10 protein-coding genes are annotated in these 13,656 nt (G+C 56.7%); 1 reads left to right on the top strand and 9 read right to left on the bottom strand.

The window, feature by feature from the left end:
• Positions 1-7 precede the first annotated feature (7 nt).
• The 6 genes from VNZ60_RS08980 to VNZ60_RS09005 all read right to left on the bottom strand — a co-directional run bounded on the left by VNZ60_RS08980 (position 8) and on the right by VNZ60_RS09005 (position 7,491).
• A complete protein-coding gene (locus VNZ60_RS08980) occupies positions 8-790 on the bottom strand; it encodes a fimbrial biogenesis chaperone (RefSeq protein ID WP_325658247.1) in 783 nt (260 codons plus the stop codon).
• Positions 791-1,019: 229 nt separating this feature from the next.
• Entirely contained in the window at positions 1,020-1,559 is a 540-nt protein-coding gene (locus tag VNZ60_RS08985) for a fimbrial protein (RefSeq protein WP_422653311.1), read from the bottom strand.
• A gap of 640 nt (positions 1,560-2,199) precedes the next feature.
• Positions 2,200-3,210 (bottom strand): fimbrial protein, encoded by a 1,011-nt coding sequence (locus VNZ60_RS08990; RefSeq protein ID WP_325658251.1) that lies wholly within the window; start codon positions 3,208-3,210, stop codon positions 2,200-2,202.
• A 49-nt stretch (positions 3,211-3,259) separates the two neighbouring features.
• Positions 3,260-5,866, bottom strand: coding sequence for a fimbria/pilus outer membrane usher protein (locus VNZ60_RS08995; RefSeq protein ID WP_325658253.1), 2,607 nt, complete (start codon positions 5,864-5,866; stop codon positions 3,260-3,262).
• Between the two features lie 86 nt (positions 5,867-5,952).
• Positions 5,953-6,696, bottom strand: a complete 744-nt coding sequence (locus tag VNZ60_RS09000) for a fimbrial biogenesis chaperone (RefSeq protein WP_325658255.1) — start codon at positions 6,694-6,696, stop codon at positions 5,953-5,955.
• A gap of 258 nt (positions 6,697-6,954) precedes the next feature.
• Positions 6,955-7,491, bottom strand: coding sequence for a fimbrial protein (locus VNZ60_RS09005; RefSeq protein WP_325658257.1), 537 nt, complete (start codon positions 7,489-7,491; stop codon positions 6,955-6,957).
• A gap of 479 nt (positions 7,492-7,970) precedes the next feature.
• Between VNZ60_RS09005 and VNZ60_RS09010 the strand changes: the two genes are divergently transcribed.
• On the top strand, positions 7,971-9,212 hold the full coding sequence (locus VNZ60_RS09010) for an EAL and HDOD domain-containing protein (protein WP_325658259.1): 1,242 nt from the start codon (positions 7,971-7,973) through the stop codon (positions 9,210-9,212).
• 17 nt (positions 9,213-9,229) lie between these two features.
• On the opposite strand, the gene pnuC is transcribed toward VNZ60_RS09010, so the two are convergent.
• The 3 genes from pnuC to VNZ60_RS09025 form a co-directional block, all read right to left on the bottom strand.
• Positions 9,230-9,835 (bottom strand): nicotinamide riboside transporter PnuC, encoded by a 606-nt coding sequence (gene pnuC, locus VNZ60_RS09015; RefSeq protein WP_325658358.1) that lies wholly within the window; start codon positions 9,833-9,835, stop codon positions 9,230-9,232.
• Complete coding sequence (locus VNZ60_RS09020; protein ID WP_325658261.1) at positions 9,835-11,082, bottom strand: phosphotransferase enzyme family protein; 1,248 nt, start codon at positions 11,080-11,082, stop codon at positions 9,835-9,837. Before VNZ60_RS09020 ends, pnuC begins: the two co-directional genes overlap by 1 nt.
• A gap of 338 nt (positions 11,083-11,420) precedes the next feature.
• Positions 11,421-13,604 (bottom strand): TonB-dependent siderophore receptor, encoded by a 2,184-nt coding sequence (locus tag VNZ60_RS09025; RefSeq protein ID WP_414648803.1) that lies wholly within the window; start codon positions 13,602-13,604, stop codon positions 11,421-11,423.
• Positions 13,605-13,656: the final 52 nt, after the last annotated feature.

A 13,656-nucleotide genomic window follows, 5' to 3' on the forward strand; every position in this document is an offset into this window, starting at 1 on the left:
CTTGGCGTTACCTGGGGATGCCAACGACAGCCGGCGCAGCCTGCTCTGCCGTCGGTGCCAGCACCGTTGCAGCGCTAGCGACTGTCGCCTTGGTCACAACTTCCGGCGTTTCACCGCCGTAGTCATTGAGTGTGGTGTAGCTGACATCGACAGCCTGCGGGCTGCTGATCGCACTCAGCGGAAAATCAAGCGTGCCGAAAGGCGGTACCATGCCGGCCTTGGTCTGCTCCTTGCCGCCGTTGATCTTGAAGCCGGGAAAGGTCACGCTATAAGCGCTCGGATTACTAACCCGCAGCGCCGCGCCGCTACCGCCTTCGCCTGGAACCACACTCAGTTTGATTAAAGCGAATGCCTCGCTTGACTTGCCAGCCAGAGCTGCCGGCCGGTAGAAAATCTTGATGCGGGTGCGCACCGCGATTTGCAGCACATTCGGCTGATCGACTTTTTCAGGTATTTCCTTGACGTTGAGCCAGAACACCGATTCGCGATCGCCCGGCAAGTCACCGGCGATGCGCACGATGCGCAAGATGTTTTCCGCGCCCGGATCGAGCCGCGCCAAAGGCGGCGTCACCAGCAGCGGCGTCTTGTTCTTGCCTTCACCGGCGTCGATCCAGGTTTGCACTACATAAGGAGAAGTGTCGGTATTCTTCAGCGAGATCGACGCCTGCCGATCGTTCTCGCCCAGGATCACGCGAGTGCCGCCCAGCATCACGCCGGCGTTCGCCGCTAGCGCGCACACTGTTAGCATGCCGCCGAGGATGGCGGAAGTGATGAATCGTTTGCTCAGCATAAAAACCTCGTCTATCAAATATTCAATGCACAAACTTCTAAGCAAGCAGCCGCGGCGTACTCACAAATTGATGCATTGGTTCTGGGGAAATGATGGCCGACATACGCTTCCTGCTGCGGTATGTCGACGCATCCTCACAACCCGGCCGTAATTAGCGCCAGGCATTCTGTTTCGTCGTGTGCGGTAAAACGAAGTACCGCAGTTTTAGGATTTTTTCCAGACGCGCCGATTAGTTGTATGCAACAACGAACTGCGCAGTAGCGTTAGCCGGGCCAGCGGTAACTGTATCGCCGGTGGAAACGTAAGCAGCTTGGAAGGCCAAAGGATTGTCGCCCAAACCCAGAACGTATGCGGCCGATGCTTTACCGACAGGGATCTTGGTGCCGGCTGAGTCGCCCAACTCGATGGCGACGCCAGTTGCAGCAGTGACGCCAACCTGGCCAGCGTTATCAATACGCAGATCGTCGGTCACTGTTGCATCGGTTGTGCCGGTAAAAGTGACGGTGGCGCCTTTGGCAGTCGAACCGCAGTCTGTCAGCAGGATATTGAACTTGGCTGGCGTCGACTTCTTGGCCGCAGCGCCGTTCAACGCTGCTTTAGAAATGCTGCCCAATTGCACAACCTGGCTGGTGCTGCCGGACGAGATCGAGCACGGGGAGTCAGTGATATTACCGTTGAAAATGACGGTGCCGCCGTCAGCGAAGGCCGCTTGAGACAACAAACCTGCAACAGCAACTGCAACCAATTTAGTGATAGTCATTTGTTTCATTTTTTACCCTCAGATGTAAAGTTATGTCCTATTCAAAGTAAGCAATAAATTAACAAAAAAGTTAACCTATTAACAATTAAGGACAGCACATTCTAACGGCAAAAAGTTTACAAAAAAACATCTATGACAAAAATATATGCATCACCACTTAACGCTCATCATCTGGTTGCAATATGCAACTCAAAAATCTCGATGGGAATTGCGAAATCACGGCCATTTACAATCGTGCAATACCACTATCAGTAACATTTTTAGCAAAATTATTTCTATAAAAAACAATTAATTTATTGTCAAACAACCACCTTAAATCAGTTTTTCCTGTCGATAATTAACAATCGAATAAGTCCCAAAAAGAACAATTAGTTTCCTATTGAAAATTAGATGAGTGCCTGTGAACAATGCGTGCTGTGTTGTGTTATTACGACAACTCGTTAACGCCATGACTTGTTCCGGCGTGAATTAGGCCACTAGCGCCAATACCGTTCAGTTAGGGGCAATTTCCCCACATGGCAGCTCCGTCGTTCCCGCGAACGCGGGAATCCAGGTTGCTGAGTATCGCGGTGAAAATTGATTCCCGCGTTCGCGGGAATGACGCCAGGCTGTTGATGGCCACAGCCCGACCTGGCAGGATGGGTCGCCGTTATTGATATTCGACGGTAAAAGTCGCGGCGCCGTTGGCTATGCCGGTTGTGATCGTCGGCGCAGTCTGGTAATAGTTGGCGGTGAACGGCACGACATACTGAATATCGGCGGAAGGACCGACCGTCATCAATGCGCCGAAGCTGACCGGCTTGCTGGCTTGATCCAGCACCCGGATGCCGACGCCGGTGGCGACACCGGCGCCCTGCGTCAATTGCAGCACGCCGAGCTGATTGGATGGATCCGCAGTAGCGGACATTCTCAACCCGATCGTATTCTGGGCGTTTTCGCCACGCTGGCAATTCAACTTGATATTAAAACCCTTGGATCCGGCTGAGCTGCCGACGCCCTTGAAACTGGCGCGCGCTATCGAACCGAAATTCACCGCGATGTTCTGCGAACCCACATCTACCGTGCACGACGGCGTAATGATGGTGATGCCGTTGCCGGACAGGATAGAGGTGATGGCCGATTTGTTGTCGCCGTTACCTGTGTAGGTGGTGTAAGTACCCGCCGCAAGTGGCCCGTTGCCAGTCTTGGCTGCAGTTTTAATCAACTCGACCGTGAAATACGACGGACTTAAAAACTGCGCATTGCCATTCGGGATGTTGATCACATGAGGATAAAAAGTCTGGCCAATGCCGGTAATCTGCCGTGACAATCTGATGCCTACGCCGGTGACGGCGGTTGTGTACACATTGGGCATGCCGGCTAGCGGCGAGCCTTGCAATATGCGGCCGGAGACATAACCGCCGCCAGGGCAGTTCCATGATATTTCAGATGCGCCGGCAATTGGAATCGTGAAGCTCTTGGTGGCAAAAACCGCACCGACGGCTGCATTGTTGGGGATCACCACCGACCCCATGTCCATCTGGATGATTTTCTCGGTGGCGCCAGCCGGCCGCACGCAGGCAGCCCGCGCACCGCTAACGTTCAACAGGGCTAGCGCAGACAACGCCAGCAAAACCAGGCAACGCCTTGTGCCGACAACCTTGATCCGCAATATCTTCATATTCTTTCCCTACTCCCTATTTGCCTGCCTAGTAGATTGGCGTCGGCGCTCATTCACACTGCGCATTCAATTCACGGATCGGCGCTGGATTTTTTTCTGGCGGCACATGGTATTTAATGCGGCACTGCTCGGCCGCGCCCTGGCCCCATTTCACGGTAAACGCGTCGGCCTCCCTGGCGCCGCTGATGAAGGTCTGGCCTTCGTTGCCAACGATACCCATTTCCTGTCCCTGCAGGTTCTCGACCTTGGCTCCGAACGGCAGCGGTTTACCGTTCTTGTCGCTCAGGTTCAGCATCAGGCGCAAGCCGATCGATGTTTCGAACTTGGCCAGCACCACCGCACCGCGCGTCGGCACCACTTCCAGCGCTGCATTCCTGACTTCAACGTTATCGCCCAGATCCTCGGTACGCACTGCCAGGCGATTCACCCGATACGGGCTCAGATTCGCCAATACCGCGTTGCCGCGGCTATCGGTACGCACGCCGGGATACACTTCAAAGCCGACATTGGCGGCGTCCGGCGCCTGCACCAGCGCCATGGTTTCGCCCAGAGGCTGCGACAAGGTGACGCCGCCGCCATGCACCACCACACCGCCGGCCATGCCGAGCGTGGTCTGGCCATAACCGGATCCTTGCGCACGGCCGAAATCGACCCGGCCGATTTGCGACAGGTAGCTGGCGCTGCCGCTGCCGCTGTTGCCTTGCTGATTAGAATGGGCCGCGCTGACGTTATAAGTCAGACGGCCGTCATCCAGCGCCGAGCCGTACACGCTGGCCTGTTGCGTGAGGTCGCCGTTATTGCCCTTGGCCACGGTGTAGCGGGCATAGGAACGGGTATCGCCCAATGGAATCGACAGCGTCAGCATCAACTGCCGGTTCGACGGTCCGTTCAGATTGCTGCTTTGGTTATAGAAAACGCTATAGCTGAACTGTTTATAGAAATTCGAATAACCGACCTGGATCAAGCGGTCTTTCTGATCGGTGCCCCAGTAACTTTGCTGCTGTGCCGAGGCGTAGGCGGTACCGCCCTTGCTGCCCAATTGCTGGGCCAGCTCCAGCCGCAGCTGATTGCGGCGGTTATTGAGGTTTTGCCCGGCTTGCAGATCCTGCATCTGCGCCGCTTCCTGGAAGGTGCGGAAGCCGCCGGTGGAATAGCGATAACCAGCCATGCGCACCGTAGTGCCATAATTTTCGAACGCTTTGGCGTACAGGAAACGCAGCGACTGACCGTTGACGTCTTGCTGGTTCGGCACCTTGCTGCGCGCCTGCGACAGATCGGCTGAAATCGCGCCGAAATCGCGCAGGTTCTTGCCGACCCCGAACAGGATCGATTGATAAATATCGGCGGCGATCACACCGCCATACACCGAGTATTCCTGCCCCAGGCCACGCGCCAAAGTACCCTGCACGAATTTGGGCCTGGCGTTGCTGGAACCGCTATTGATGGCTGAATAGCCGTTACGATACTGGCCGCCGGTCACGCCGTAACGCCAGCTGCCTTCGCGCAGTAAAGTCGGCACGGCGGAGAATGCTTGCTTGAATTTGGTTTCACGGCCGTCGGCTTCAGTAATCGTCACTTCCAGATCGCCGCTGGAGGAAGTCGGATACAGGTCGTCCAGCACGAACGGGCCAGGCGCGACATAGCTGCTGTACACCACATAACCGTTCTGCCGCACCGTCACCCGTGCATTGGTCTGAGCCACGCCGCGGATGGTTGGCGCATAACCTTGCTGGCTGTCAGGCAGCATGCCATCGTCGGATGACAACTGGACGCCGCGAAACTGGAAGGCGTCGAAGAAATTACCGAGAGTGGTGCTGTCGCCGATCACCAGCTGGCCGCCCAGAGAAGCAATATCGCGCTGCAGATACGACGTCACCGATTGCCAGTGCCCTTCACCATCGACGCCGCGGTTATAGGTGGAGAAATTACGAAAGCGCCAGTCGCCGAGATTGAAACCGCCGCGCAGGCCGGCATACAAGGTATTGCGCGCTTGGGTGGTGGCGGTAGTGCTGGGATTGGTGCTGGGGTTGGCGTTGAATTCGGTGATGCTGCTGTTGACACTGCTGCTGGTGTTATTGTTGCCGCCGTCGTAACGCGCCGCCGAAAACTGATAGTCCAGCATGCCGACATTGACGCCTTGGTCCCATTTATCGGGGCTGATGGCGCCGCGCGCCTGGCGCTTCATGGCGGCTTGCGGGATGCTGATGAACAGGCGCAGTTTTTCGCCATCGAAGGAGACGCTGGAACCGGGAATCGCTTGCGCCAGATCGACGCATTGATCGCCGGCCGCCATCAAGACTGGAAACACCTCGACCTTGACGCCCCAGCCGTCCAGCATGGCGCGCGTCAGGCAAGCTTGCGCATTTTTTTCATCACCCTTGTCGACGAAATTCACCTGGTTTTGACCGATGCCGCTTTCATTCAAGCTGACGTCGACCAGATAACTGCCGGGCATGACGCGATTGCCAAACGCGAACAAAGACAAGTCAGCGCGGCTTTGCTCGCCGCCGATATCCAAAAACTGTTCATTGAATACCGAGCCGGCCGCTCCTTGCGCATGGGCCAGCTGCGATAACGTGGCCAACGACAGCACCGCCAGCGTAATCGTGGACAATGCCAGGCGTACCGGCTTGCGTTGATGCGACGATCTGATCACAGCTTTCCCTTCCTTTATTTCTGCCTCGCGCGACAGACTGATTTGCCCTAACAGGACCTGGCGTTGCTGACGGATTGCGGCGGCGCTTATTTTCCAGCGGCTGCTGGCGTAGCGCTGGCGACCGCCGCCCTGGTCACGACTTCCGGGGTTTCACCGCCGTAATCGTTGATCGTGGTGTAGCTGACATCGACGGCTTGCGGGCTGCCGATCGCGCTCAGCGGGAAATCAAGCGCGCCGAAAGGCTGCACCATGCCGGCCTTGGTCTGTTCTTTGTTGCCGTTGATTTTGAAACCGGTAAATGTCACGTGATAAGCGCTCGGATTGCTGACCCGCAGCGCAGCGCCCTTGCCGTCCACAGCCGGCACCACCGTCAGCGCGATCAGGCCGCGCGCCTCATCCGGCTTGCCGGCCAGGCCTGCCGGCCGGTAGAAAATCTTGATGCGGGTGCGCACCGCGATTTGCAGCACATTCGGCTGATCCGATTTTTCCGGGATCTCCTTGACGTTGAGCCAGAACACCGATTCGCGATCGCCCGGCAAGTCACCGGCGATGCGCACGATGCGCAAGATGTTTTCTGCACCCGGGTCGAGCCGCGACAAAGGCGGCGTCACCAGCAGCGGCGTCTTGTTCTTGCCTTCGCCGGCATCGATCCAGGTCTGCACCACATACGGCGAGTTGCCGGTGTTCTTCAGCGGGATCGACGCCTGCCGGTCTTTCTCGCCCAGGATCACGCGAGTGCCGCCCAGCATCACACTGGCGTTCGCCGCCAGCGCGCACGTTGCCAGCATGCCGCCGAGGATGGCGGAAGTGATGAATCGTTTGCTCAACATGGAAAACCTCGTCTATCAAATGTTCAATGCACAAATTTCTAAGCAAGCCGCTGGCGCGTGCTCACAAATTGATGCATGGGTAACGGAAAATGATGGTCGGCATGCCGTTATCGTGTCGGCTCGCCGACCCATTCTTAAAGCTTGGCCATAGCAAGCGCCAGGCGGTTCTTCCCCCGCACGCATGAAGAGCCAAAGTAGTGCGGAGGAAGCAGTGCGGAGGAATTAGTGCGATTTTTGGATTTTTGCTAAGCGCGCTGATTACAGATAATTAACAACGAACTGCGCAGTAGCGTTGCCGGTACCAACGGTGACTGCAGGCCCGGTGGAAACGTAGGTCGCCTGGAATTTCAATGGGTTGTCGCCCATTGCCAAGGCGTAAGTAGCCGATGCCGAGCCAACCGGGATCTTGGCGCCGGCCGAGTCACCCAGTTCGATGGCCACACCGGTTGCCGCAGCGCCGGCAACTTCGCCCACGCCGATACGCAGGTCGTCAGTCACTGTTGCATCGGTTGTGCCGGTGAAAGTGACGGTTGCGCCCTTGGCAGTCGCGCCGCAGTTCTGCAACAGGAGTGTGAACTTGGATGGCGTGGCTCTCTTGCCCGCAGCGCCGTCCAGTGCGGTACGAGCAACGGTACCCATAGGCACCAGCTTGTTTTGGCTATCAGGAGAGATCGAGCATGGGGAGTCAACAATGTTGCCGGTAAAAGTGATGGCGCCGCCGTCAGCGAAAGCCGCTTGGGACAACAAGCCTGCAGCAGCAACTGCAAGCAATTTAGCGATAGTCGTTTGTTTCATTATTACCCTCAGAAATAAAGTTGATGTTCGATTCAAGTTAATGAATTGCCAATACTGCGAAACATATTCTAAGGGTAAAAATTCACAAAAATACAGTAATGACAATGTTTAACAATTGCTAATTGTCATTAATTATTCTATCGAAACAAATTGGGCATAAATTAAGGGAAAATTTGACGTGAGCGACCTTCAATAACAATCAATTAAATGTCATAACGCTAGTACTGGCCTGCGTCTCCGGGCGATATTGAAAAATGCACATATCCAAAAAGTAAGCAATTTCCCATCTGAAACACCTCCCAATACTTACAGGCAATATGCGCATTTGTCGTGATAATCCGACATCTTTTCTTCAGTTCCGTGACACATTTCTTTGCAGATCAGGCCATCTGCTCAATTTTTCTGGAAAACAGCCGTTAATACTGTTTAGGAAAATCGATCTTGTTACCTCCTCCACCATCCACCAAAAAAAATCCAAGATGCGTAATGAAAATTTCATAGTCCGAGAACCTTTGCTTGACCCGAAACAGGGCGTTGTCGGTTACGAGCTCACCTGGCAGGATGCCGGCAGCGACGAGGTGCAGACCAATGAAGAGGATTTGCATGCCTTGCTGACTTTCGTGGCAGATCAATTCAGCGATGAGCAAGCCGGCTGGTTGCTGGGCAACAAGCTGCTGTTCCTGGAGGTGTCTCCGGCCCTGCTTAAAAGCGAGGCAATTAAAAGGATGCCGCCCGCCAGCACGGTGCTGACGCTCAAGCATAGCGACCTGGCCGATCCCGACACATTGGATGCCGTAAAAACCCTGCGTGCCGAAGGTTATGGCATATCGTTGCGCGACGCCGAACTAACCGGGCCAACGCTGCCTGCCGCGCTGTCTTCTGCGCAGTCCTCCGATATCTCACACCTTGAAGTACGTTTTTCCGCTGGCGATTTTGCCGCGCAGGCACGTCACTACGCCACCCTGAAAAAATCATCGGTGCGGATGCTCGGCCGGCCGGTCAACAGCTGGCAAGACTATGACGCCTGCGCCATACTGGGGCTGGATGCATTCGTCGGCAAACTGCACCTGACGCCGCGCCCGGGCAAACGCGCCACGGGCTTGAACCCGGCGCAACAGATCATTGTGCAAATCATGAACATGGTCGCCAGGAACGATGATCTGCAAAAGATCGAAGAAATGTTCAAGCGCGATCCTGGCTTGTCCTATGAATTGCTGCGCTTTATCAATTCCGCTGCGTTCGGCTTGAAAGCAGAAGTACAGTCGTTGCGCGCCGCCCTCGCTTTGCTAGGTTACTCAGCGCTGTTTCAATGGCTGTCGTTATTGATGGCCACAGCCAGCAGCAGCGGCTATTCGCCGGTGTTGATGGAAACCGCGATCGTCCGCGGACGCTTCTCGGAGTTGCTCGGACAAAAATATCTGCCTAGAGGCGAATCGGAAAACTTGTTTGTCGCCGGAATTTTTTCGCTGCTGGATCGCCTGCTGGGCGTCAGCATGGAAGAAGTTCTCGCCGGTATCAAATTGTCTGACCAAGTGGCTGCGGCGCTGCTGACCCGCTCCGGAGTGTATGGCTCATACGTGGCGCTGGCCGAGGCTTGCGAGCTGAATTCGCCGCTGCTCGGCCCATTGGCCGGCTCGCTCAAGATCAGCCCGATGGAGGTCAATCTGGCGCATCTGTCGGCGCTGGCGTGGGCGCAGAAGCTGCGCATGCAAGCCGCTTAGACTGCGCTGCTTGCCAATTAAAGCGCTGCCGCAGCGGTTGCCGGTTGATGCACAACCAGCTGCCGCTGCCAGTTGCGCAAGCCGATAATCGCCAGCACGATGAACGCAGCATACAAACCCGCAGTCAGGTTCAGGTCTTTATAGATATATACACCGACATAGATAATATCGACCGCAATCCATAACCACCAGTTAGCGACATATTTGCGCGCCATCCAGAACTGGGCCACCAGGCTGAAGCTGGTCAGCGCCGAATCCAGCCACGGAATATGGGCGTCGGTAAAACTAGCCATGACATAACCCAGCAGTACGCTGCCTATCGCCCCTGCCAGCAAACCCGCCAGCCAGCCCGACTTCGACAAGCGCTGCGGCTGGATATGGTGCTGGTCGCTGGATTGACTACTTTGCGCTCCCCTGCTGCTCCATTGCCACCAGCCGTACAGCTGCATGACGGCAAAAATCAGTTGCAGCAACAAATCGGAGTAGAGCTTGGCGGCGAAAAATATCCGCGCATACAGCAGCACCGAGACCAGGCCGATCGGCCAGCACCATAGATGGCGGCGGGCGGTCAGCCAGACTGCTAATGCACTCACTATGACGGCGCTGATTTCCAAGCCTGACATCATGACTCCTGTTGATGGATTTTACGGTTGCTGCAGTTGCTGCGTCGCTGCAGATGATCCAGCAGATATTGGCCGGCGTCGCTGTTAAACCACTCGGCGTGACCGAGGAAATAAGTATCGTATGCCAGCGCCGAGTTCTCGGCGGATTTCTGCACGCCGTGAAAATAAGCCAGTTCCGACAGTGCAAACTCGGCATGCGCCACCGGTAACAGCGCCGGCAAAGCGGCGGCCTCCAGCGCGGACAATGGCCGTATCGCTTCATAAGCGTCGAGCATGGCGTCCAGCTGATCGATATGCACCAGCGCACGCTGGTCGACAGGCGTCGATGGCAACGCCAGCCATTCGATCAGGTTGCGCTCGATGGCGATGGCAAGATCGTAGACTGCGCAAGTGCGGTCGGCCAGGCCGAAATCGACCACCGTCGTCACCGCGGACCGTGCTTGGTTCACCCCCTGCGCCTGCCATAACAGGTTGGAAGCATGCCAGTCGTTATGTGTCCATAAGGGTGCCAGTCCATGCAAGCAGGGGCTCAAGCGCGCATGGAATGGCAGTAGCACGCGGCTCATTTCCTGTTGCCAGTCGCGCCGCGCCAGATAGTCTGCCAATGCCGGCCGCTCCTGTATGTAGCGCCCGGTCCGCTTGATCACCTCTTGCGGATTTTCGGTATTGAACAGGGTAAAGCCGGACGCCAGCAGTTTGGTGCTGCGTGCGGGCGCATCGTAGCCGCGTGCGGCTAGATGCAGCCTGGCCAAGGCACTGCCTGCCGCCGCCGCATCCGCCGTACTGACAAAAGGAGTCCATGAGGTAGCGTCGCGATAGCGGTCAACTCCCTGCCCGAGGCGTTGCAGCTCGTAAGTCCAGTTACCGTCAGCATGCGCAGTGTTGCCGTCGCTGGTTCGCAATACCTCGCTGACCGCCAGTCCGTGCTGCCGCAAATGGGCCATGAAGCGGTGCTCTTCCATCAGCTCATCGGCAGTCCGGATCTGTTGCAGCAAGCGCTTTACAAATACCGGCCCCGATTCGGTATCCGCCACGCAGGCGCTTGAAAACGGCCGCGGGCTATGCCAGTTCAGGCGCGTGACTGTGCCGACTTGGGGATAGTGGCGCAACAGCCGCGCCACTTCATCCAGTGTCAATGCAGGCCAGCTCGGCGGCACCGCATCCAGCCCCATGCCGTGGCTCAACACGGTTGGTTTGCCGTTGGGTTTGCCATTGCCGACAGCGTCATTTTGTTTTGCCTCGCTCATGCGGCGTGTTTCCTTAGTTCCTATTGAGAGTTTCATAAAACATGACATGCCCTTGCCCGGTTGCGTTTAACAAACGAAGCTAACTGGGGTCAGAGTGAACTTTCTGCGCGCTTTTTGCAGAAACTTCACTCTGACCCCACTTAGCGGGCCACGGAGTACCTGCCTTTAAAAAGAACAAAACCACCCAGTGCGCCCTATCTTTCTCCGAATCCGTCATGTGGGGTCAGAGTCAAGTTGGCGATGAAGCACTGCAGAAATTGACTAACCCCGTTGACTCTGACCCCAGATGACTCTTGCCGAGGCGATGTCATGAATGACGAAACTCTCAATAATTAAGATTAAAAGTCGTACTGAACCGACAAACGTGCCGTGCGCGGTGCGCCCAGATGCAGATAACCATCGCCTATGTACTCGCCGACATCTTTCCAGTAACGCTTGTCGAACAGGTTATCGACGCTCAGGCGCAGCACCGTGGCATGGCCCCACCAGCTGGTTTTGTAGCGCATGCCGGCATTAAACACATGATAGGCCGGCACCTCGACATTGCCTTCCCGGGTCGCCGCCTTGCTGCCGCTGTATTGCCAGCCGCCCAGCAAACTCAGGCCGCTGATCTGCGGCACCGCGTAAGCCGCATACAGGGCGGCGCGCAGGCGTGGCACGTTGATGGCTTGATGGCTGTCGTAAGCTGTGGTGCCGGTATCTTCGGCGCGCGCTTGAATCAAAGCCAGGCTGGCGGTCAGCCGCAATTGCTTGCTGACCTGGCCGGCCGCGCTCAGTTCTATCCCGCGATGGGTTTCCTTGCCTTGCTGAACGTAGGTAAAACCATTCTCATCCGGTTTCGGATATTCGTAAGGCTTGCTCATCTGGAATATCGCCGCGCTCAGGCTGAGCTGGTCGCGCCAGTCGTATTTGATACCTGCCTCGATCTGGCGTGAAACGGTAGGCGCCAAAAAGGCATAGGCGTTTTCGGTCCACCACGGCGCCTGGCCGCCCATCGTCAAACCCTTGCTGTAGCTGGCGTATAGCGACAGGTCCGCTTGCGGTTTGTAGACCAGGGCAATTTGCGGCAGCAGCAAGGATTTGTCCGTGGTGCGCGTCGCCGCGCCGGTGATATCCAGCGCCCGTTCATTCACCCACACCTGGCGCGCGCCGGCGATCAGCTGCCATTGCGGATTGAAGCTGAGGCGATCTACCGCAAACAAGGATTTTTGCCGGCTGTCGAGACGCAGATAGGAAGCGTCTGGCGTCGATGGCGACGGCGCATAGGCAATCGGATTCGGGTTATAAATATTATCGCTGCCGACATACTCATTGACGCCATCACTCTGCGCCACGGTGCGGCGGAAAGTACTCGCACCCAGAGTCAGTTCATGGTGCAGCTTACCGCTATCGAGATGTCCTTGCAGCACGGCCTGCAACTGGTCGTTGCGTCGCGTATCGTCCGGGAACCGGTAATCGTAGATATCGAAATCGCCGTTTGCGCTGAAATAGCGAGCTGGCGTTCCTCCTGCGCCGCAGCTGCTGCCGTAACCGCAGCCATACGGAAATGCCGAGTTATCGTCGATCACCACCCGGCTGCGGCTGGCCGCCAGATACGCATGCCAATCCGGCGTCAGGTCGAGATCCAGGCGCAGATTCAGGTTCACCGAATTGATCGTCACCGGCTTGGCCCACGGTTGCGCCCCCAGCAACTTGTAAGGCGAGACATTGCTTGGAATGACGCTGCCGCCCAACAGTTGATAACCGGGCGCGGAACGTTGTTCACGGTGTTGATATTCGGCGTCGAATTGCAGCCGCGCCTGCGGCGTAATCACCCAGTCGGCCGCCAGCGAGGCGAAATTGCGCTGGCCGTCGGCGTCGTTCACATACGAATGCAGGCTTTCGTGGGCGGCGTTGATGCGCAGGCCGAATTGCTTTTGTTCGCCAAACAAGGCGCCGATATCGGTGGCCAGGTAACGGGAGCCACGCGAGTCTGTTTCGAGCGTCACCGAACGCACGTCGGCCGGGCGTTTGGTCACATAATTGATCAAGCCGCCGGGCGCCGCCATGCCGCTTTGCAGGCCGGCCAGACCCTTCAGGATTTCGACGCTCTCTTTGTTTTCGAGCGCCACATTTTGTTCACCCGCAATGCTCATGCCGTTGATCTGGTAACTGGACGCCAGATCCAAAGCAAAACCGCGAATGGTGAAATTTTCGTAATAACCGACCGGCGCGTAATTGTCGCCGACTGCGGCGTCGTTGCGCACTACTTCGCTCAACAGGCGTGATTGCTGATCGTCCAGCTGGCTGCGCGTGATGACTGAAATCGAGGCCGGTGTGTCGAGCAGGGATGCGTCGCCGAAGGTAGCAATCGAGGCCGATTTCTTGCGATAACTGTCGGCGCCGGTTCCGCTGCCGGTCACGGTAATGGTCGGCAAGGTCGCGGTGTTATCCGTCCTGGCTTGTGGCTGCCCGGAAGCAGCCGTAGCAGTAGCAGCAGCAGCCGTCCCTGCCTGATCGGAAATACTTTGTCCATGCGCCATGTGGGCCGTAGCAGAGGCTGCAGCAATCAACGTAGTCAGCAGTTTTTTCCTG

Origin of the sequence: Collimonas sp., from assembly GCF_035566375.1 — a bacterium.
GTDB lineage: Bacteria > Pseudomonadota > Gammaproteobacteria > Burkholderiales > Burkholderiaceae_D > Collimonas.